Source organism: Sporotomaculum syntrophicum (assembly GCF_009932395.1).
Taxonomy (GTDB): Bacteria; Bacillota; Desulfotomaculia; order Desulfotomaculales; family Desulfallaceae; genus Sporotomaculum; species Sporotomaculum syntrophicum.
On the sequence record NZ_LSRS01000003.1, the window covers coordinates 663,439 to 682,434 of the forward strand.

The window sequence follows — 18,996 nt, forward strand, 5'->3', positions numbered from 1 at the left end:
TGTGAACTTTTCTTGCGGGCGTTCTTTGGCTACTTTTGCTATCCCTGCAAGTTTTGTGTACACAATTTGTCTACCTCCGTGTGTGTAGCTTGTGTGGCCCTTGCCGGGGCGACATTGTGTTACCGCCTTCCCTCTGCAGGCATTACCCTGCTTCATCAGTACTATGCGGTAATCCGACTACTTACCCGCCGTTTGGCTCCCTTGCTTTATTATCACTTGTCGGCCATACTCCATCTTGAAGAACGGGTAAGTTCTCCCAAGTTGACGTGTCATAACGGTATCTAACATGCCGGTCTCTATGACCCCGGGGAAGCCTGACTGGTCTCGCCATTTCGACCAGTCAGATGTTGCCTTCTGCACGGTCCACTGCATCGGCCTTCCCATTGGGGTGATTTCGGGGCTCAATCGATTCAGCTTTCGCTTCCAGCCTGCTAGTTTGCTGTCTACGCTTAGAGACGCGGATCACCCCGCGCCTCCCAAGACTCGCTATAGGTAGTTGGCTAAACTTTTCCTAGTGGGGTTCGCACCCACTATATGACACGCCCTTTGCTTGGCGCACGAACCGCCCCCTTGTGTTTGCCCCAAAACTTAGCTTATCCTATTAACTTCCAAAGCCGGATACCCTCTCCAGCTGGTCAGGTTTATCTTAATTATCTGCGCTGAGCTAAAGTACCCCTTCGGAGTGTAAGCTTTGATACCATCAGACAGAAATTCATTGTAATTTTCAGGAACTTGTGGCTTGCCTGCATGCACGACAGGCTCACTGACACCGCAACCTCAGCCAATACCTATAGGTTCAAATTCCACGATAATGGATCCGTCTCCAGCAAGGATATATGCCTTAGCGTCTTCTGAAATTTCAAACTTGATGGTTTTAGGCGTATCACTAGGCACCGATTTACTTACCGTCGCAGAAATTTTAACCATCTCCCCTGGTTTAATTTTCATTAGTATACCCTTTCAACTTAAACCCTTCGGCAAAGCCGACTTCTATTTTGGTAAGATATGTATTATAAACGTACATCGATACAAATATCAGAAGCATCTGTATATAGTTCCAATAACTTCCGATATTTTGTTAGCCAATTATCCAGTTCGTCTTTTTCATAATCGAAGGCATAGATAAAACTAATGACTTTCCGTTTACCATCCTGTATCATCGCCCTGCGGCTGTCACTGGTTGGGTTCCCGAAAGCACCTTCCTCATCGTATAATACCGGTAGATGTTCAATGTTTACTGCATCTTTACCAATCCCCTTATATTTTTCACCATCTGGTGCTCGACGTAGTTCTGCATTTCCAAAAATACAGCCTATGTCATAAGAGCCTACCGAATATCCTGATGTAACGGAAATAAGATTATTAATTTCCACTACATTGTTTATATGATATAAACCATTTCCTTTCACAATTCTTCTTAACATTGCTTCCGCTGCATTTCTATATTGCGATGGTGATTTTCCCAATGCCTTATATGCATTTCTTGTTTCCTTTATATGGGGAATCTCTGCAATATTCTCTAATTTATATTGGTTCTGCAGCTCTATTACTGCTTTTTCAAAATGCTCTAGTAGTTTAGTATTGCTTTTTTCTACTTCTACTGTGTAACTTATTGTGCCTAATGCTACTCTTGGAACATAACGTTTAATTTCGCTTGAAACTGAAATTTCCATTTGACCTTTCTTTCCTTTTATTTTCTTATGTATTCATATTTTCACTTACTTCATTTTAACATGATTGCTGATTTATTCATGCTGGCTTCCCAAACATCTTTTGTTCTTGTATTCTTATTTTATACGCAATGAATGGTAATTAGGGTTTACAATGATGCATTCCAGAGGTTGAGCAAGTTCCGGGCAGCATTTTCAATATCAACTTGCCCAAGAATCGCCGAGATGAGGGAAACGCCATAAATCTAGTACCCAGTATCTTGTGATCAGTAACCAGATAAAGTCAATAATTTACAAGCATTGTACCTTCCCGCCTTTCAACAGTTCTTCTCTGGTCATACAGTAGATGTAATCAAATAACCTGGCGCGAAAAGTTCCGGGTAACACCGCCGGCAGGGAATCAGCAGCCATTTCGCCTGCTAATCCCATAGCCAGCACAGCTGCGGTGGTGGCAATAAATGGATCTTCAGTTACACCTACGGTTGCTGCAGTCAGAGCTCCAACCATACAACCCGCTCCAGTGATCATGGTCAGCATGGGACTGCCGTTTTCAACCAGGCATGTGCGTTCTCCATCGGTAATAATATCTGTCGGACCAGTAGCTGCGATAATGGTGTTATATCTTTGGGCCAGGATTTTGCATGCTTCGATGCCCCCCGTACCATCATCAATTGAATCGACTCCCCGCAGCTGTCCCCCAAGGCCTGCAAGAGACTTAATTTCACCCATATTACCCTTGATTACACTTATTTTGCCCACTGTTAACAGTTCCTCAATGACTGTAGTTTTCCTGCTAATGGCCCCACAGGCTACCGGATCAAGAACAACCGGCTTATTCAATTCAGCTGCTTTCCGCACCGCCTTCACCGCAGCATCATACTGCTCATCGGTCAGTGTACCAATATTGATATAGAGAGCGGAAATCAAACCTACAAATTCTTCAACCTCGGCCCTGGCTTCAGCCATAGCTGGGGAAGCCCCGAAGCAAAGCAAGATATTAGCACAATCATTTATAGTTACATAGTTTGTGATGGCTTGTACAAGTGGGGTTTCTTCACGAACACTGCGCAAACACCGGGCAATACTTTCTAACATGTAAGTTTCTCCCTGTTCCCTGTTATTCATTGTATACGCCTGCTTTCCGATAAAGTGCATAGAAATGATGGGTGGGTCCTACGCCATGCCCCAGAGCAAAGCTATTTTCTATTGCACCACTGATATATTTTTTAGCTTCTCTTACCGCTTCCGGAACGCTAAATCCTCCGGCCAAATAAGCGGCGATGGCTGATGAGAAAGTGCAGCCGGTCCCATGGGTATTGGGGGTATCAAAACGTGTGCCTTTCAGGTAATCAAAATGAAGGCCATCATACAACACATCCACTGCATCCCCTGCTAAATGTCCACCTTTCACCACGACGTTGCGGGCCCCCAGGTCGTGAATTTTCACTGCGGCCTCTTCCATACCATCAATATTGTTGATCTTTTGGCCGGTAATGACCTCGGCTTCAAATAAGTTAGGGGTTACGACTTCGGCAAGCGGAAATAAGACCTTGCTCAATGCTTCTGTTGATTCAGGACGTAAAAGATGACAGCCACTCTTAGATACCATTACAGGGTCCAAGACAATTGGGGTGTCGGTGCGGCCTCGCAGGCAGCTGCCGATGGTTTCAATGATTTCAACACTAGATACCATCCCGATTTTTACCGCATGGATCATAATATCGTCAAAGAGGCAATCGATTTGATCCCTAACGATCTCAACATCCATTTCCCTAACATTAATAACACCCATTGTATTCTGTGCTGTCACCGCAGTAATCACACTCATGCCGTAGGTACCCAGAGCACTGAAAGTTTTCAAGTCAGCCTGAATACCTGCGCCTCCGCACGAATCGGAGCCGGCAATAGTTAGTACAGTTTTCACTTTATTCCTCCTAGCTTTGGGGTGGGGTATAACCTAACCCATATACTGTTCAACAAAAAAGAGACGCATCGGAAAATGCATCTCTCTATTAGTCCTGGCGATACAATTACTTTCCTACGCTGGTATTACCCAAACAGGTTCAAAGGGTCAAACCGCAAGCGGTTCTCTCAGCTTTCGCTCCCCTAGTAATTATGCGTATTCAATTATCAATTGTTATCTGTCAATTGTTATCAATTTATTATATAGTATTGGTGAATTTTTGTCACTATCTTCGAGGACGCATCAGGAAAAACAAGTTATCTATCACAGTTTTTTTGTATTTTTTACCACTGTCGCAGTGACATGGATCGTTTTTGCCGACTGCCTTTTTGCTTACTGGACGTTCGGCTGGGTTGGCATGTTTTTATTTCTTATTAACGGAGGATATTGCATAGCCGCTAATCTTTAAGCATCTGCATCGTCGGCCAAAATCGGTAGAGGTGAAGGATAAAAGGACATCGGTTCAAACTTATACTTTGTTGCTTCATGCAGTTGATCAATTTTGGCTTTAATAACAGCATCCTTGCATTGGCCTTCCCGCAGATACGAATTCAAAGTTGAGTAAGAAAACCCTAATTCCGTGGACTCATCAGCTTTGGTTGATGGTCCGCAATCATATTGTGACTGAGGTCTTCTGGGTGGCAACTGCAGGACTCTTTCCATCTCCAGCACTTCGGTGTTGGTTAAGCCTGCTAAAGGAGCTAAAGTGCCGAAATCATCACCGTATAAAGTAGTATACCCTATCCATCTCCTAGTTAAGTTCAAGGTGCTAAGTATCCGGCTGCCCGGTATAGACTGTGCAATTGCATATAGTAAAGTCATCTTAATCCTGTTCGGTAGACTAAATATGGTCTCACGCGTATAATCTTTGAACAGTTTACCGCGTAATGAACTTAACATGTCATAGTAGACAACGGCAAGATTGTTGTAATTCAGGGTTACATTAGCGATATTATAGGCTTCCAGAATTGTATAAGCATAACCTATATTTCCTTGTCTAGCGTTTGGCATAACTATACCGTATACATTTTCGCTACCAATCGCTTTAACTGCCAGAACAGCTGCCACGACACTTTCGGGATCTCCCAATACACTTACAATCAGCTTATCGCCGCCGGTCGCAGCCAGCTTTTGTCTGATCCAGGCTATAATCTCTTCAGCTATAATCTCCATATTTAAATCTTTACTCATATTGCCGCCTCCCTTGTATTCTTCATAATATTAAGAATTCTACAAAAATTATCTATTTCCTGCCTCAATTCGATTTGTATGCCATCAAAATATAATTTAAAGGGACGGTAAATCAACAAGGCAGCAGTGATTTGGTAAAAAAATAAAATAAAGACTGGGAGGTGTAATTATATGGAGAAAAAGATATTGGGAACAGGCTGCGCCAAGTGCAATGAGCTGTCTAAAAGGGTCTCTGAATTAAACAGTGAGCTGAACCTGGGTGCTGAAGTGAAAAAGTTCGAAGATTTAAGGGAAATTCTCGCCGAGGGAGTGATGAACACCCCTGCTCTGGTGGTAAATGGCAAGGTTAAAGCATTCGGCAAGGTACCCGATAAAAAGGCTCTGAAGAAATACATCGAGCAAGAGCTTTAGAGACCGTTTCTGTTATGACTGATCTTTGCATCAAAAATATATAAGCTAGACATTGGCGGAGATATGATAGGATTGGCTGGAGTAGAGCATGCTTTTCTTGAGGTAATAAAACTTGGCTTAACGGGTGCTGAAGCTGCTGAAAAACTATTAGAAATTGTTGGCAGAAGGAACTTTATCCCTGAAACTGCTGAAAGGCAATACAAATATGCTCTAATTTTGGCATATAGACACACCTCCATGCAGATGCTAAATAAGAGTTCTGCTTGGAGGTTTTAAACTTTACTAAAAACATCCACTACCTGTGCAGCCTTCGGATCCGCTTTTGCTTCTTTAAGCCATTCATCAATAGATAGTGATACTTTAAAACCGCACAAATGGACACATAAACAAGAAAATATAGCTCGCTCCCTCGAAGCTTTTGTTTAGCCAAACAAAAAGCGACATCAAGGAGCGAGCAAAAGTGACAGGAGTGTGGGAAATCTAGAACGAAATTTCTTCGAACTGCAAAATCTTAAACGTTTATGTATAACTTGTATGTTAAAGCAACATAATTCATAGATGTATGACAACAACAATTTAGTTACATTGTACAACAGCCCCTGGTTGCTAATCAGTGATTAACTCTATGGTTACACCATCGGCCAGGGTACCGTGCATGGAGATAATGGTTAGCATAACATTTTCCTTGTGAAACTTAAATTCGGAAGCCTGTTCCTTGCTAAAACTGTATTTCTCGAGCTGGGCATTAGCAGTAGCCAAATCCACCCCGGGTTTAATGCCAAATATGGAGGTGTCGGGATTTTTAGTAGTAATTCTTCTGACCTTGCCCTGATTGGCATCAAAACCAATATTGATGAGCTTATCCGCGTAATTATATTCATAGCCGTTTATGCACATGTCTTTTTTGCCCTGGCTCGCAGCCAGTTCATGCACCTGGGCCTCAGGCATATTAAGCTTGATCCCAAGCACATCAATATTAGGGTTAATTTCGTTATTGATTAAAGAATTCGTATTTCCACAACCCGCTAGGGCTATGATCATTAGGATGAGTGCCAGCCACAAGGACGATTTTGCGTGATTATTCTTCAACTGTGTAACCAGCTTCCTGCCAGGCAATAATACCGCCGGGGACCCGGTATACATTGGTGAAACCCTGCTCTACAGCTATCACAGCTCCCAGATGGCTTCTGTCGCAAGCCACGAAACCGCAGTAGACCACGATCGGCTTGTTCTTATCTTGCCCCAAAAGATTGATAAAAGCAGTTTTTTGCGCATCTGTAACATCTGCCATCACTGTCTTGGGCAGCTCCGCGTTTACAGCACCCGGGATATGGCCCTTGGCAAAATTCTCCGCAGGCATGGTGTCAATGATAATCATATCTTTCTTTTCTGTTACCCAATTGTTCAGTTCTTCAGTAGAAAGTAACTGGTATTTGCCGTCATTGACGTTCTGGTGGAACTTCACCGTAGTCTTTTCAATGGCCACCTCGCTGCCATCCGGCGCAGTACCGACCTTGCTGGTTGTCGTTGACCCGCATCCGCTTAGCACAACAACAGCAAACACCAAAGCCAGCAGGATCACAAAAACCTTTCCCGTCTTCAAAATAGACCCTCCTTAAATTATTATTTTAATTAAATTTCATTATATTATAGATATATTTTTCTTTACCAATTGAAAATATTTATACTATAATGCCGATGCATATGCTTTTGTTATCAGGATGTTCTTGAATTTCGATATTTTACTTGTTTGGCACCGGGATAATAAATAACCCAAATTATTGTATTGTTGTATATAAGATAATCTTATATTAATAATAAAGGAATTAACAAGCTTGTGGTTAATAAAGATGAAAGGAAGTAGCTGCTTCTTCGACTATGGAGTGTAGCGGAGGCTAGCCATGATTAATCTGGATGAAGAGGTGCGCCGCAAGGCGGAAAAGTATTTCGACGCTGGTTACAACTGCGCTCAGGCAGTGGCCTTGAGCAATATTGAAGTTTTTAACGGGGATACGGAAGGCATCATCAAGTTTACTGCCGGTTTTGGGCATGGCATGAATGCCGGGTGCGTTTGCGGTGCGATTTCCGGAGGGGTACTGGCCATCGGCTCTTTGCTAACCGGCCCGGATGGTAAAGCTAACCGGGCCATTAAAGAAACTACAGCCGAACTGCACCGGCGGTTTATTGACGAGTTCGGCTTAACTTGCTGCAAAGGGCTGCGCAAAAAGTATTCGTTTTTAAAAAATACCCGGTGTAAAAAGATTACCGTAACCACCGCTGCCATCACTTTGGCATTGCTGCAAACGCAAGTAACAACAGTTAACGGCGCCGGTCACTGTACAAGCGCTTTAAATCAGCCGGGCTAACTCCCAGCAGGTAAAGAAATTTTATTTTATGCAGCAGCCATGCAGTATGCCATTTACCGTAGGTAAGCCAACGCCTGGCTGAAGTTATCACAGGCCCTTTTAACAGCACGGTCCTGCCCGCCAGCCTTAGTTTGCGTGAGAATATCCAGTCTTCCATTAATTCTACTGCGGGGTAACCGCCCAGCCGCAGGAAGTCCCGGCGCCTAGCGAATATAGCTTGATCGCCAAAATAAATGCCTGTTAAAGCCGCTCTCAGGTTTGAGCCCAGGGCAGCCAGGTAAAAAAACAGACCGGGTTGGTCAAACCTCAATTTAAAAGCCCCGCCGGCAACCTTTTGATTGGCCAGGGCTGTTGTAATTTGCTGGAGACCATCATCGGGCAGTCTGGTATCGCTGTGCAGAAAAAGCAAAATTTCCCCAGCAGCAGCCTGCGCGCCGGCGTTCATCTGCACAGCCCTGCCTTTGGGGGATTGTAGTATTTTAACACCTGCACCGATTAAACTCAGGGTGCTGTCGGTGCTTCCGCCGTCCACCACGATAACCTCAGGGCTACAGTTAAGGTTTTTCAGGTGTCCGATGGTGGTTTTTATCGTGCCAGCCTCGTTATAGGTTGGAATGATAATGCTGATTCCCGGGTTACTGTTTTTCATAATTCTATGTTTTCTGGATGCCCATTATATAATCCTGCCGGTCAGGGGGGAGATCATGGGGAAGCCTGCACTGGTTGTCATGGCCAGGGTTCCATCTGCTGAAGGTAAAAGCCGGTTGAGCAAAGTTCTGGCCCCGGAGCAGAGGGAAACCTTGCAGTGGGCTTTTTTGCTGGATACCATGGAAAAAGTTAGGCAATTAGCCGGTGTTAAAGTGTATATAGCTGCAACGCCGCCGGACAGAATCAATGAATTAAGACAGGCTTTAAACCCCCGAGCGACCATTATACCGCAGCCCAACGGCGATCTCGGACAGCGCATGCTGTCGGCCCTTTATTACGCTCACGGCCTTGGCTATTCGCCTGTTATCTTAATTGGTACGGATACCCCCCTCTTGCCTACCGCTTATTTAACCAAAGCCATCAACATGCTGGACAAGTATCATGTTGTTTGCGGCCCGGCGCTGGATGGCGGTTACTATTTAATTGGGATGGGCCGGCCCAGGGAAGGCCTATTTCAAGATATTCATTGGGGCGGCAGCGATGTCCTTCAGAGGACTGTTAATGCCTGTAGGCGTTACCACCTTACCTATGGCTTGCTGGAACCTTTATCTGATGTGGATCGCCCGCCCGACCTGTTGGCTTTAGCCGGGAAAATTAAAAAAATGTATCCAGGACACCCGGATTTTCCGATTAGGACCGGCCGGTTTTTAGCCAAACTACACTTTAGGCATAGTTAACTTAATTAATTTAAAAAAAGAAAGGATGAAAGCATATGGAAAGCTATTACAATCCGGCCGACCTGGCCAATTTCGCTACCGTTGGAGAGGAAGCACCGGAATTGTGGGACAAGTTCATGGCCTATTACGGTGCGGTTTTTGAAGCCGGAGCCTTGAGCGCTAGGGAAAAAGCTTTGATTGCCCTGGCAGTGGCTCATGCCGTGCAGTGCCCCTACTGTATTGAAGCGTATACTCAGGAATGCCTGGAAAAGGGCTCCAACGAGGAACAATTGACGGAAGCGATTCACGTGGCGGCTGCCATAAAAGCAGGTGCTACCCTGGTGCACGGCGTGCAGATGAAAAACGTATGTAAAAAGCTTGGGTTTTAAAACATCATTAGGGAGGTATAAATGGCTTTGAGTTCTACAACTCCAGAGTATCTACCCGGCAACGAGCCAGAGCAGCTGCATTACCTTAATGATATAGAAAACCTGGTCCCATTCGAGCGACGGATTAAGGAAACTGGCTTGTTCCCACTAACAGCTGATGATATATCAGTGCTGCAGGTAAATGTCGGCAAAGTCTGCAACCTTTCCTGCAAACACTGCCATGTTAATGCCGGTCCCAATAGAACGGAGTCCATGAGCAGGGAAACTATGACGCGCTGCCTGGATGTGCTTGCAGGCAACACCGGCATTACCACTTTGGATATCACCGGCGGAGCGCCTGAATTAAACCCTCATTTGCCCTGGTTTATCGAGCAGGCTGCTGGTATGGGGCGAAAGGTTATGCTGCGTACTAACCTTACCGTGTTGGAGCAGGAACAGACTGCGTACCTGGCTGAGTATTACGCTGCCCAGAGAGTGGAAATAATAGCATCTTTACCTTATTACCAGGGTAAAACGGCTGACCGTCAGCGAGGTCAGGGCGTGTTTGAAGCATCAATACGAGTGCTAAAGCACTTAAATGAACTTGGCTACGGCCAGGCCGGCTCTCCTCTGCAATTAAATCTGGCGTATAACCCGGGCGGGGCTTTTCTGCCGCCAGATCAGCAGGCTATCGAGGCAGATTACCACCGGGAGTTGGCAGATCGCTACGGGGTGGTTTTCAACCGGCTGTACACGCTGACCAATATGCCGCTGGGGCGTTTCCTGGTGTTTTTACAGCAGTCCGGCAATTCGGACAGGTACCTGGAGCGCTTAGCCGGAGCCTATAACCCGGTGGCGGTCACCCGGGTGATGTGCCGCAACATGATTTCGGTGGGATGGGACGGCCGACTTTATGATTGCGACTTTAACCAGGCGTTGGGCCTGTTATGTGCGCCGGACGTGCCCGGTCATATTGACGATTTTGATCTTGAGGCTCTGCAAAACCGGCGCATCGTGGTGGCCAATCATTGTTACGCATGTACTGCCGGTGCCGGTTCCAGCTGCGGTGGCGCAATTGCCGGTTGAGGTCCATTGCAGCGGGTAGCGAGTGATAATTGCCTGGAGGGCTGTGGCATGAAACTGTTCAGCAAAAAGAATATGCTTGCGGCAGCTTTAATCACGGTTCTGGGCATAGTCTTTTACTTATGCCAAAAATCAGGTATGTTTGTCGACCCAACAGCGGAGGGGCTTAAGGAATACATAGCTGCTTGTAGTGGTTGGGGCCCGCTTGTATATATGATCATGTTTTCTGTCATACCTTCGGGTTCGGTTATTGCCATTGCCGGCGGCATGGCTTTTGGCGTGTTTTGGGGGACCGTGTATACCGTCATTGGGGCAACGCTTGGAGCAACGGTGGCATTTTATATTTCCAGGCTGCTGGGCAGAGGTGTTGTTGGAAAACTTACTCGAGGAAAAATGCTTAAAATTGAGGATGGCATTGAACAGAGTGGCTTTCTCCTCATTTTTATCCTGCGGCTGATTCCTATCATACCCTTTAATGCAATCAGTTTTGGAGCGGGGCTGACTAAGATTAAATATCCCGACTATCTGCTCGCGACCACGATTGGTATAATTCCCGGGTCCCTAGTCTTTATTAACCTCGGAGATAAAGCTTTAGATATGCGATCCCCTGAATTTATCTTAGCCGTTGGCATATTGTTGGTCATGGTTATTATATCGACCATTTTAAAGAAAAGATGGTCCTTTGAAAATTTGCAAGCCAAGCTCCATGCGCAAAAAAGATAGCTTAGCTGTTGTTGCTTCCATCACCAGAGCAACAACCAGCCTGACTGGTCTTAGTTTTTCCTTTATCAACCGGGGTTTATGGATAACCTTAACGCTGGGCTTGCTGAACACCTGGCTTGGGAGGGATGCAGGTGGGTAAAAGATTTTTGGAAAGCTTTTGGTTTAAAGTAGCGATAATACTAATTCCCTTGGCACTGTACATGTTTGCTGAGCCGGTGCAAATCGCCCTTAATAAAGCGATTATGATCCTATCTATGGTTGATGTGGACGCAGCAAAAGGGTATATTTTATCTTTTGGGATTTGGGCTCCGATTGTTTCGTTTTTGCTGATGACCTTACAATCACTTTTTGCGCCGCTGCCTGCCTTCATTATTACCTTTGCCAACGCCGGATTGTTCGGCTGGGTCAATGGTGCTATTCTTTCCTGGTCCAGCGCCATGGCCGGGGCGGCACTATGCTATGCCATCGCGCGAATTTACGGCAGAAACGTGGTGGAGAAGTTTACGACCAGAACTGCATTAAAAGCGGTTGACGAGTTTTTCGAGAAATACGGCAAATGGGCGGTTTTAGTGGCCCGGCTGCTGCCATTCGTATCGTTTGATATCGTAAGTTATGCTGCAGGGCTAACGGCTATGGGTTTCTGGGAATTTTTCTGGGCTACCGGCCTGGGCCAACTGCCCGCCACGATCATCTACTCTTATGTTGGTGGAATACTGACCGGCAGTGCTAAGACGATGGTGACGGGGTTATTGGTTCTTTTTGCGCTGACCATCATCATCTATGTAACAAAACAAGCCTGGCAGGCCCGGGGTAAGGCTGCGGAAGTGAAGGATTAAAAGATTGCTGGGCGTGTTGGGTCTATAAGAAAAACTAAATCCATTGGAATAATTATAAAAATGACTTATTAGACGGATAATTAAAATCTTATTAGAATAATAACATCCATATAATGGAGGGGGAGTTGAAAGGATGAAAATCAAAAAGTTGCTCGTTGTTTTCATGGTATTAGCCCTGCTGGCCGGTCTAGCGGGATGTGCTAAGACAAGCCAGGAGCCCAATAAAACTAATGAAACTCCGAAAGCGGCGGCTACGGATCAGCTTAAAGAACAGCTTTACGTTGACGCCGGCTGGTTAAAGGCTAATCTTGACAAGGTGATCGTATTAGATGTCAGAAAGGCCGATGAATATGCAGCCGGTCATATTCCCGGGTCGATTAATGCACCGTGGCAGAGCCTGGCTAACATGATCGGCAAGCCTGGAGATAAGGGTTGGGGTACGATACTGCCGGCAGATGAACTTGCCGCTAAGCTGGGTAGCATGGGTATTAATGGTAATAAAACCGTTGTTACTTACGCAGCGCCTCCCGGCTGGGGCGAGGATGGACGGGTATTGTGGGTTTTGAACATGGCCGGCATTACAAACGCGAAAATGCTGGATGGAGGCTGGCAGGCCTGGCAAGCTGCTAAAGGTGAAAAGAGCAAGGATGTGCCCAATCCTACACCGGTGGCTTTTACTATCGCCGGTCTAAATCAGGATCTCAATGTAACTACCGATTATATTAAGGCCAATCTAGATAAGCTGAAAATAGTTGATGCGCGTTCCGAAAAGGAATACCAGGGAGCTACAGATTTTGGCGAAGCCCGTGGCGGCCATCTGCCGGGTGCCATAAGTCTGCCGTTTGAAAAAATGTATCAGGAAGATGGAAAGATTAAGAGCAGCGATGAACTTAAAGCATTGTTTGCCGAGGCCGGACTGACCCCTAAAGATGAGATCGTTACTTACTGTACCAAGGGCATTCGTTCGGGTTATATGGCGATGGTGTTGCGGAACCTGGGCTTTGATAAAGCCCGCAACTGGGATGCTTCATATTATGAGTGGGCCGGAGATGCATCTCTACCACTGGAAAAATAATTGCCTAGCAACTGGGCTTCATCAATGATGGAGCCCAGTTGCTACCATCAAAACCAGGTACTGTGCTTATCGATGGATAGTCTGGGGTTGGCTTAATGGTTAAGCGCTTTTGGTTGCAGTTGGGTATGATGATAATGGCCATAGCGGGGGGCCACTCCATGTCCGAGCCGGTTCAGCTTCCAAGATATCGGCCACAACAGTCAGGCCAACCTTTTCAAGCGCAGTGCGTGCAGGTATACCGCTTTCGGTATTGCACCCGCGGCGCTTGTAGTATTCAGTCAGCATGGCGTCATGCTGCTCTCTCTGCTGCTTCCCCTCAGGCGTATTGAGCAACTCGGGTCGCTGGACCAGCCTGTCAGCCGCTCGGTTAACCCCGCGTCTAGCATTTATGGCCATTTCCAGCAAGTAGACACGTTTGCCCACCGTGGACAGATCTTCTTCTGAAAAGCTTATTCCCGTTGCAGCCTTAAGCACCCGGGAAAGGCCGGCGTAAAGCGGATATTTCCAAACCAGTGGTATAGCGTTAACCCAGGCATTTACAGAGCCTTTGCAGCGTCCTAAGGAGTCATTTAAGGCACAGGCCTCTTCGCTGGTCAGCAGGATACCCATTTCGTCGGACGGTAGATAACCCTGTTTAATTAATTTTGGAAACAGGTCGCCGTCGTTTTCCCCATATGCCCAGCTGCGCCCACGCAGGTGGTCGGCGCCACGGGTAGATGTTGCATGAGCCAAGGCAAACATGCCCGGCGGGAAATGCCCGCGCCCGGTTCCCTTGACCTGATCATTATAATAATAAGCATCCCGCCCTATAATCTGCGGTGCACCAATCTCCCCTTCGGCCAGTACACTGCCAAAGCCCTGCCGTAAGGCAATGCGGTGGATGAGCTCGATTTGTGCACTATCATTTTCCCAGCTAAGATCAAGCCCATCTACATCCTCCGGGCCAATAATCCCTCGTGAGTACAGGTCCTTGGCAAAAGCAATGTTATTGCCCAGGGGGATAGTACACATACCGTACTTGTCGGCTAGGTTCTGCATCACCATAATAGATGTCGGTTTTTCTATACCGCAGTTGATGCCCAGACAATGAATGCTGTCATATTCCAGTGCCGACCCAACCTCACCGGCATACGGGCCATCGGGTATCTGAAAGACTTCTTTGCAAAACGAGGGGCAGGTATTGCAAGCGGTACGCTTAATTTGATATTTAGCCCAGGCCTCGGTGTTTATTTGTTCAGGTACTTCCTCGGCAGCAAGGTATTTGGCGTTATTGTGCCAGCCGGGGAACCACGCTCCCAGACCATGGTGCGTACCCACCCGGGATACGGTCCCCTTTTGGAAAGGGTCGGTAAGGAAGAAATGCCTGTCCTCATCGGCCAATTGTTTAAAGGTCCCCGCATCAGCCAAGGCAACCTGCTTATTACCGCGCACCGCAATGGCTTTAAGCTTCTTGGAGCCCATTACTGCACCGGCACCGCGGGCCGCTGAGCCGAACCGGTCAAAAATAATGCTGGCGAAACGTACAAAATTTTCTCCGGCCTGGCCAATGCAGGCCACTCCGATATCACTGCCATGCTTTTCCCTTAAAGTATCGGTACACTGCCAGGTATCCATACCCCACAAAGCAGCGGCATCGCGCAGCTCTGCAGTATCATTATCAATCCACAGGTACACCGGGTGATCAGACTGCCCGGTTATCACTATCTGATCCAATCCGGATAGTTTCATGCGAAATGGGAACCGGTTGCCCCCGTTACCATCGCCCAGGATGTTGCTGTGGGGACCAATAGTGCTAACATGGCAGCGGGAATTCATCGGCATGCTGGTACCCGTCAGCGGCCCGGGCGCAAAGCATAAAACATTACACGAGGCTAGTGGATCGCAATCCGGGGGTACTTCGTTAAGCAATACCCAGTCATTTAAACCGCGCCCCCCAATGAATGCACACAGCACCTGCTCGCCGATAGATTCCCTAAGGATACTGCCGGAACTCAAATCCACCCTTAAACGGCAATCAAACCAACCATTCATTTAATCAACTCCTGTACAAATATATGTCAAGGTCAGACCAACCGTTCTGAATGTTGATCACATAATTATTTTAAGGTTAATTTCAGAATTTTCTTAGATGAATAACTAATTAACTGCACATCTTAATCGTGTTTAATAATATTGAACTAGTTCCCATTTCCTGCATAAATTGGACCGAGCCAAAGGCTACGGTCTAAAAAGTGTGCGCATTCAGGCAAAGTTAACAGTCCTGGCGGTAAATTTAAAGCGGATAACCAATATGGTATCCGCTCCAACAGGTTTTGATGAGCTTTTTTTGAAGTTTTTCAGACCGTTGGTTACTGATTAATTTACAATATATGTCTACCAGCACGGTCAGGTTTTCCTCACCGTTCACCAGCCGTTTAAATACCCGGACGGACTGTACCTATCTACTACCGAAGTGGCATATTGATATACGGAAGTGGTTTATTTTTCTCATTTAATTTATTTGGCTGAAACGGTTTATTTTTTATACTTGTTTTATTACTCAAATCCCTTTTATTACTAGATTTAATTTTATTTTTATCGCTCTTAGGTACACTTCCATTAGAAAGTGCTATGCCTGCAGGGTTGTTACCCACGGCGATTTTTTTAATTACTGAGTAACTGTTCAGATCCACAACTGAAATCTCATTTCCTACAAGAGATGAGGTCGTATAAGCCTTAGTCCCATCAAGACTTACCGCTATTTGGTCAACTCCATAATATGAGCTGCTTTGAGTATCCAAATTAATACGTGTACCGGAATCAGACACAGCATCAGGCCCGGACACATTAAGAACAGCAATCTCACTTTCCGATAACACATAAGCTCTGGTGCCGTCAGGGCTAAAGGCAACAGATTGCGGATGAGCCGGCATACCTGGAATGTCCCCTACTTTTACCACATTGCCGGGGCTATTTATTTTTAGCACAGTAACACTGTTTGATGCCCAATTAGGAACCAAAGCGGTCTTCCCATTAGGAGAAATAGTAACATTTATACCACCCGAACCAGTCTGCAGTACCAGACCTGTATAAGTAAGGGCTCCGGTACTGGAATCCAAAGTGAATACGTAAACTCTGCTAAGGTCGCAATCCGCCACACAAACAGTTTTCCCATCGGGAGCTACAGCAACCGCTTGTGCATAACCATAATCAGGCATTGTCACCTGGCTTACCAATGACCGGTTGTTAACATCAACTACACAAACGATTGTATTAGTATTGCCGCCGGAGATCAAAGCATACTTTCCATCCGGCGTAAGGGCGATATCCTCTTCATAGTATTCAGGAATGTCCAGTGACCCAAGTAGAGCAGGTGCTGCGGAATTAGTGAGGTCAATAAAAAATATCCCGAGACCAAAATTGGTTATTAAAGCTGTTTTATTGTCCGGTGTTACGACAACGTCAAAAGCTAGATTAAATAGCCCGTCCAATTGCGGTGCACCGGCAGTATCCGTTGAGGTGTCAATGATACTAATATTATTACTACCATTGTTAACTACAATACCTAAGGTACTTTCCCCCGCACAGGCGATATTGAGTCCAAGGGCGAACGTAATTAAAAGAGCAAAAATTAATACAAATAAGTTTCTTTTCATTATCCTCCTTAATAAAAATTTTACTTTATGTATCTCCGCATTAAACCAAACGCAATCCGGCTTATGTTGTCTAGCGCAACCTCCTTTCCATAAGGGGACATAAGTGTAAATATTCCACATATTCATTCTACTATATAACATTGGCACTTATAACCATAAATATATCGACACAATACGACATATTAGTCCGTTTATTTATCTATACAATCAAGCGGTTTCACTCAACTTATCATCAGCAATTGGCAGGTCCGGGATTTTCGCGGTACTATGTATGATTGACTGTAGTTGTTGCGGCAACATCTTTGCGCCGATAGATACTTAACACCAATCCCAATGTTGTCATCTGGATAATCAGATGGGAGCCACCGTAGCTGACCAAAGGCAGACTAAATGCGGCCAGGGGGGCCAACCCCACGGTCATTAGTATGTTCCAGTAAAATTGAACTAATAGTAGGCCCACCAGGCCGCTGACAAGTAATCGTCCATAACGGTCTTTGACCAGCCTGGAAACGCGAAAGATTCTAACCAATAAAGCAGTAGCCAAAACCACCACGGCCAGACCTGTTATCCAGCCTAAGCTGTACACAATATAGGTAAAAATAAAATCAGTATGCAATTGAGGTAAAATTCCTATAGGAAAGTTGAAACCTTGCCCCCAAAACCCGGCCGACCTAATAGCTTCAATTGATTGAATAACTGCATATCCTGCACCCTGGGGATCCTGGTAGGGGTTAAAAAAAGCAAATAACCGTGCGATACGATGAGGATATGTTACCACGCTAAGAATAGCCAGGGTCAGAGGAAAAATGATTGTTATACCAATATCTTTTATTTTCGCTCCGGATGTACGCATGATAATCAAGAAAATCAGTGCATACAAAAAGGCCGTTGTCAGGGAGGAACTCATCAAAGCCAGTATAATCGGAAACAGCAGTAGCCCGGAAGTTTTAAACAAATAATTGGGTTGCTGCCAATTCCGGTCCGTAAAGATACCGGCAATGGCTACGGTCAGAAAAAACAGGGCGATTTCAGCAAAGTCAATAGTAATGAAACCTAGATTCAGGTAAGGTTTACCATTAATTGACGACCCCTGCCAGAGGACACAAAGCCAGAGTACCAGCGCCCCAACATATAAAGGCCAGGACATGGATTTAAGTCTCCTATAATTGAAAAAGTACATACCCACCGTTATTAGCATTCCGGCCAGAGAATAAATAAGGCTTTTTGCAAACAGGGAAGATGACTCGGTAAAAATCAAGCTATTAACTTCCAAGGAATACAAGATAAAGAGCCCAAAGCCGAGGAAAAAGACAGCCAAAGCCAATATGCTCCACTCAATACGCGGTTTGTGAATATGGTGTAAATCTTTCCCCAGTTCTCTGGCATTGCCCATTTGGCTAAGAGCTTTATTAATAGGATCTTCGCCGGGTATGCTATTTTTCTCATATTCTTCTACCAGGTCACCGATATGGCTTATTAATTCCAATCTTATCTGAGCATGCATGTCCCGCCATTTAATTTGCGAACAAACAGTATCAAGATAGGTTTGGATTTTTTCATTTTGCTCCAAGTCCATAAAGAGCCCCCTCCCCTAAAATCTTATCCACCGTAGAGCGAAATACAGCCCATTCGGCCTTTTTCTCCTGAAGCTGCAGTTTGCCGGTATCCGTTATGCGGTAATATTTTCTGCGACGGGTCCCTTCCGCTTCGAGCCAATATGATTCCACCATCCTCTTTGCTTCCAGAGCATGTAGTATTGGGTAAAGGGTGCCCTCTTTAAAGGCAAACACACCACCGGAGTTCTTTTCAATTTCTTTGATAATTTCATAACCATACATGGGCTGACGGTCAAGTAAAGTTAGAATCAAAGTAACGGTGCTCCCTTTTAGTAATTCCTTATTAATCTTCATAGCCTCACTCCCTACTGATGAAAGCATCTATTGCATTGCTTAACGATGCATCGTATATCTATGTAATAGTTTATACCATTTTCTCATTATGTCAAGTTAAATACTCAACTTTCAGGTGCGTACTGAAACACAAGGGGACGGTTCGAGACCACTGAAAAAGTACCCTTTTTAAGCCGCCTCAGAGCCTGCCTTAAACATATATTGTAAATTAATCAGCAACCAACGGTCTGAAAAAAATACAAAAAAAGCGCATCAAAACCTTTTTAAGCGGATACCATATTGGCTATCCGCTTCAAGTTTACTGCCAGGACCGTTAATTTTTCCTGAATGCGCACACTTTTTAGACCGTAGCCTTTGGCTCGGTCCAATCCATGAAATCTTTTTAATTTAAGCATTTTTAG

The 18,996-nt window shown here is 45.4% G+C and carries 23 protein-coding genes, 2 pseudogenes and 1 riboswitch; of the genes and pseudogenes, 11 read left to right on the top strand and 14 right to left on the bottom strand.

The window, feature by feature from the left end; genetic code table 11:
• The coding region (locus SPSYN_RS15865; RefSeq protein ID WP_207708553.1) for a hypothetical protein at window positions 1–285 on the top strand (285 nt) is incomplete at its 5' end.
• Window positions 286–340: 55 nt separating this feature from the next.
• On the opposite strand, the gene SPSYN_RS16195 is transcribed toward SPSYN_RS15865, so the two are convergent.
• The 7 genes and pseudogenes from SPSYN_RS16195 to nadE all read right to left on the bottom strand — a co-directional run bounded on the left by SPSYN_RS16195 (window position 341) and on the right by nadE (window position 4,824).
• Window positions 341–466, bottom strand: a complete 126-nt coding sequence (locus SPSYN_RS16195; protein WP_279279202.1) for a hypothetical protein — start codon at window positions 464–466, stop codon at window positions 341–343.
• Between the two features lie 311 nt (window positions 467–777).
• The gene (locus SPSYN_RS08175; RefSeq protein ID WP_161821963.1) at window positions 778–948 is read right to left on the bottom strand and encodes a hypothetical protein; all 171 of its coding nucleotides are present in this window, start codon (window positions 946–948) and stop codon (window positions 778–780) included.
• A 62-nt stretch (window positions 949–1,010) separates the two neighbouring features.
• Complete coding sequence (locus SPSYN_RS08180; RefSeq protein WP_161821964.1) at window positions 1,011–1,673, bottom strand: B3/B4 domain-containing protein; 663 nt, start codon at window positions 1,671–1,673, stop codon at window positions 1,011–1,013.
• Window positions 1,674–1,961: 288 nt separating this feature from the next.
• Window positions 1,962–2,765: a hydroxyethylthiazole kinase gene (gene thiM, locus SPSYN_RS08185; protein ID WP_161822252.1), complete on the bottom strand. Its 804-nt coding sequence runs from the start codon at window positions 2,763–2,765 to the stop codon at window positions 1,962–1,964.
• A 22-nt stretch (window positions 2,766–2,787) separates the two neighbouring features.
• Window positions 2,788–3,594, bottom strand: coding sequence for a bifunctional hydroxymethylpyrimidine kinase/phosphomethylpyrimidine kinase (gene thiD / locus SPSYN_RS08190; protein ID WP_161821965.1), 807 nt, complete (start codon window positions 3,592–3,594; stop codon window positions 2,788–2,790).
• A gap of 94 nt (window positions 3,595–3,688) precedes the next feature.
• Window positions 3,689–3,788: riboswitch (TPP riboswitch) on the bottom strand.
• Between the two features lie 71 nt (window positions 3,789–3,859).
• Window positions 3,860–3,946 (bottom strand): annotated as a pseudogene (locus SPSYN_RS16480) (SEC-C metal-binding domain-containing protein); the annotation flags it as partial.
• Between the two features lie 92 nt (window positions 3,947–4,038).
• On the bottom strand, window positions 4,039–4,824 hold the full coding sequence (gene nadE / locus SPSYN_RS08200; RefSeq protein WP_161821966.1) for an NAD(+) synthase: 786 nt from the start codon (window positions 4,822–4,824) through the stop codon (window positions 4,039–4,041).
• Between the two features lie 171 nt (window positions 4,825–4,995).
• Between nadE and SPSYN_RS08205 the strand changes: the two genes are divergently transcribed.
• Window positions 4,996–5,235: a thioredoxin family protein gene (locus SPSYN_RS08205; protein WP_161821967.1), complete on the top strand. Its 240-nt coding sequence runs from the start codon at window positions 4,996–4,998 to the stop codon at window positions 5,233–5,235.
• A gap of 72 nt (window positions 5,236–5,307) precedes the next feature.
• A complete protein-coding gene (locus tag SPSYN_RS08210; protein WP_161821968.1) occupies window positions 5,308–5,511 on the top strand; it encodes a hypothetical protein in 204 nt (67 codons plus the stop codon).
• A 330-nt stretch (window positions 5,512–5,841) separates the two neighbouring features.
• Here SPSYN_RS08210 and SPSYN_RS08215 read toward each other — a convergent pair whose 3' ends face one another.
• Together SPSYN_RS08215 and SPSYN_RS08220 are read right to left on the bottom strand one after the other, a co-directional pair.
• Window positions 5,842–6,276, bottom strand: a complete 435-nt coding sequence (locus SPSYN_RS08215; protein WP_161821969.1) for a hypothetical protein — start codon at window positions 6,274–6,276, stop codon at window positions 5,842–5,844.
• 37 nt (window positions 6,277–6,313) lie between these two features.
• The gene (locus SPSYN_RS08220) at window positions 6,314–6,838 is read right to left on the bottom strand and encodes a rhodanese-like domain-containing protein (protein WP_243152967.1); all 525 of its coding nucleotides are present in this window, start codon (window positions 6,836–6,838) and stop codon (window positions 6,314–6,316) included.
• Between the two features lie 298 nt (window positions 6,839–7,136).
• Here SPSYN_RS08220 and SPSYN_RS08225 point away from each other — a divergent pair, with 298 nt between their 5' ends.
• The gene (locus SPSYN_RS08225; protein WP_161821970.1) at window positions 7,137–7,601 is read left to right on the top strand and encodes a C-GCAxxG-C-C family protein; all 465 of its coding nucleotides are present in this window, start codon (window positions 7,137–7,139) and stop codon (window positions 7,599–7,601) included.
• On the opposite strand, the gene SPSYN_RS08230 is transcribed toward SPSYN_RS08225, so the two are convergent.
• Window positions 7,555–8,250: a TIGR04283 family arsenosugar biosynthesis glycosyltransferase gene (locus tag SPSYN_RS08230; protein ID WP_161821971.1), complete on the bottom strand. Its 696-nt coding sequence runs from the start codon at window positions 8,248–8,250 to the stop codon at window positions 7,555–7,557. The genes SPSYN_RS08225 and SPSYN_RS08230 overlap by 47 nt on opposite strands.
• Window positions 8,251–8,305: 55 nt before the next feature.
• Here SPSYN_RS08230 and SPSYN_RS08235 point away from each other — a divergent pair, with 55 nt between their 5' ends.
• From SPSYN_RS08235 to SPSYN_RS08265, 6 genes are all read left to right on the top strand, one after another.
• Entirely contained in the window at window positions 8,306–8,986 is a 681-nt protein-coding gene (locus SPSYN_RS08235; RefSeq protein WP_161821972.1) for a TIGR04282 family arsenosugar biosynthesis glycosyltransferase, read from the top strand.
• A gap of 35 nt (window positions 8,987–9,021) precedes the next feature.
• Window positions 9,022–9,354, top strand: coding sequence for an arsenosugar biosynthesis-associated peroxidase-like protein (locus tag SPSYN_RS08240; RefSeq protein ID WP_161821973.1), 333 nt, complete (start codon window positions 9,022–9,024; stop codon window positions 9,352–9,354).
• A 21-nt stretch (window positions 9,355–9,375) separates the two neighbouring features.
• The gene (gene arsS, locus SPSYN_RS08245) at window positions 9,376–10,419 is read left to right on the top strand and encodes an arsenosugar biosynthesis radical SAM (seleno)protein ArsS (RefSeq protein WP_161821974.1); all 1,044 of its coding nucleotides are present in this window, start codon (window positions 9,376–9,378) and stop codon (window positions 10,417–10,419) included.
• Between the two features lie 48 nt (window positions 10,420–10,467).
• Window positions 10,468–11,139, top strand: coding sequence for a TVP38/TMEM64 family protein (locus SPSYN_RS08250; RefSeq protein ID WP_161821975.1), 672 nt, complete (start codon window positions 10,468–10,470; stop codon window positions 11,137–11,139).
• Between the two features lie 200 nt (window positions 11,140–11,339).
• Complete coding sequence (locus tag SPSYN_RS08260; protein ID WP_243152995.1) at window positions 11,340–11,975, top strand: TVP38/TMEM64 family protein; 636 nt, start codon at window positions 11,340–11,342, stop codon at window positions 11,973–11,975.
• A 133-nt stretch (window positions 11,976–12,108) separates the two neighbouring features.
• A complete protein-coding gene (locus tag SPSYN_RS08265) occupies window positions 12,109–13,050 on the top strand; it encodes a sulfurtransferase (RefSeq protein WP_161821978.1) in 942 nt (313 codons plus the stop codon).
• 99 nt (window positions 13,051–13,149) lie between these two features.
• Here SPSYN_RS08265 and SPSYN_RS08270 read toward each other — a convergent pair whose 3' ends face one another.
• Window positions 13,150–15,081: an aldehyde ferredoxin oxidoreductase family protein gene (locus SPSYN_RS08270; RefSeq protein WP_161821979.1), complete on the bottom strand. Its 1,932-nt coding sequence runs from the start codon at window positions 15,079–15,081 to the stop codon at window positions 13,150–13,152.
• A 163-nt stretch (window positions 15,082–15,244) separates the two neighbouring features.
• On the opposite strand from SPSYN_RS08270, the pseudogene SPSYN_RS16485 reads away from it, so the two are divergent.
• Window positions 15,245–15,409 (top strand): annotated as a pseudogene (locus SPSYN_RS16485) (IS5/IS1182 family transposase); the annotation flags it as partial.
• A gap of 85 nt (window positions 15,410–15,494) precedes the next feature.
• Here the strand turns inward: SPSYN_RS16485 and SPSYN_RS08280 are convergent.
• From SPSYN_RS08280 to SPSYN_RS08290, 3 genes are all read right to left on the bottom strand, one after another.
• On the bottom strand, window positions 15,495–16,685 hold the full coding sequence (locus tag SPSYN_RS08280; protein WP_161821980.1) for a YncE family protein: 1,191 nt from the start codon (window positions 16,683–16,685) through the stop codon (window positions 15,495–15,497).
• 265 nt (window positions 16,686–16,950) lie between these two features.
• The gene (locus SPSYN_RS08285) at window positions 16,951–18,261 is read right to left on the bottom strand and encodes an FtsW/RodA/SpoVE family cell cycle protein (protein ID WP_161821981.1); all 1,311 of its coding nucleotides are present in this window, start codon (window positions 18,259–18,261) and stop codon (window positions 16,951–16,953) included.
• Window positions 18,242–18,595: a PadR family transcriptional regulator gene (locus SPSYN_RS08290; RefSeq protein WP_161821982.1), complete on the bottom strand. Its 354-nt coding sequence runs from the start codon at window positions 18,593–18,595 to the stop codon at window positions 18,242–18,244. The genes SPSYN_RS08285 and SPSYN_RS08290 overlap by 20 nt, the downstream gene beginning before the upstream one ends.
• Window positions 18,596–18,996 lie beyond the last annotated feature (401 nt).

What these genes read in the sequence shown, in the direction of transcription:
- SPSYN_RS08225 (WP_161821970.1), top strand. Translation starts at nt 7,137, where the DNA reads ATGATTAATCTGGATGAAGAGGTGCGCCGCAAGGCGGAAAAGTATTTC.
- SPSYN_RS08260 (WP_243152995.1), top strand. Translation starts at nt 11,340, where the DNA reads ATGTTTGCTGAGCCGGTGCAAATCGCCCTTAATAAAGCGATTATGATC.
- SPSYN_RS08270 (WP_161821979.1), bottom strand. Translation starts at nt 15,081, where the DNA reads ATGAATGGTTGGTTTGATTGCCGTTTAAGGGTGGATTTGAGTTCCGGC.
- SPSYN_RS08285 (WP_161821981.1), bottom strand. Translation starts at nt 18,261, where the DNA reads ATGGACTTGGAGCAAAATGAAAAAATCCAAACCTATCTTGATACTGTT.
- SPSYN_RS08235 (WP_161821972.1), top strand. Translation starts at nt 8,306, where the DNA reads ATGGGGAAGCCTGCACTGGTTGTCATGGCCAGGGTTCCATCTGCTGAA.
- SPSYN_RS08240 (WP_161821973.1), top strand. Translation starts at nt 9,022, where the DNA reads ATGGAAAGCTATTACAATCCGGCCGACCTGGCCAATTTCGCTACCGTT.
- SPSYN_RS08175 (WP_161821963.1), bottom strand. Translation starts at nt 948, where the DNA reads ATGAAAATTAAACCAGGGGAGATGGTTAAAATTTCTGCGACGGTAAGT.
- SPSYN_RS08205 (WP_161821967.1), top strand. Translation starts at nt 4,996, where the DNA reads ATGGAGAAAAAGATATTGGGAACAGGCTGCGCCAAGTGCAATGAGCTG.
- SPSYN_RS08250 (WP_161821975.1), top strand. Translation starts at nt 10,468, where the DNA reads ATGAAACTGTTCAGCAAAAAGAATATGCTTGCGGCAGCTTTAATCACG.
- SPSYN_RS08290 (WP_161821982.1), bottom strand. Translation starts at nt 18,595, where the DNA reads ATGAAGATTAATAAGGAATTACTAAAAGGGAGCACCGTTACTTTGATT.
- SPSYN_RS08265 (WP_161821978.1), top strand. Translation starts at nt 12,109, where the DNA reads ATGAAAATCAAAAAGTTGCTCGTTGTTTTCATGGTATTAGCCCTGCTG.
- SPSYN_RS08215 (WP_161821969.1), bottom strand. Translation starts at nt 6,276, where the DNA reads ATGATCATAGCCCTAGCGGGTTGTGGAAATACGAATTCTTTAATCAAT.
- thiM (WP_161822252.1), bottom strand. Translation starts at nt 2,765, where the DNA reads ATGTTAGAAAGTATTGCCCGGTGTTTGCGCAGTGTTCGTGAAGAAACC.
- SPSYN_RS08280 (WP_161821980.1), bottom strand. Translation starts at nt 16,685, where the DNA reads ATGAAAAGAAACTTATTTGTATTAATTTTTGCTCTTTTAATTACGTTC.
- SPSYN_RS08230 (WP_161821971.1), bottom strand. Translation starts at nt 8,250, where the DNA reads ATGAAAAACAGTAACCCGGGAATCAGCATTATCATTCCAACCTATAAC.
- SPSYN_RS08180 (WP_161821964.1), bottom strand. Translation starts at nt 1,673, where the DNA reads ATGGAAATTTCAGTTTCAAGCGAAATTAAACGTTATGTTCCAAGAGTA.
- nadE (WP_161821966.1), bottom strand. Translation starts at nt 4,824, where the DNA reads ATGAGTAAAGATTTAAATATGGAGATTATAGCTGAAGAGATTATAGCC.
- arsS (WP_161821974.1), top strand. Translation starts at nt 9,376, where the DNA reads ATGGCTTTGAGTTCTACAACTCCAGAGTATCTACCCGGCAACGAGCCA.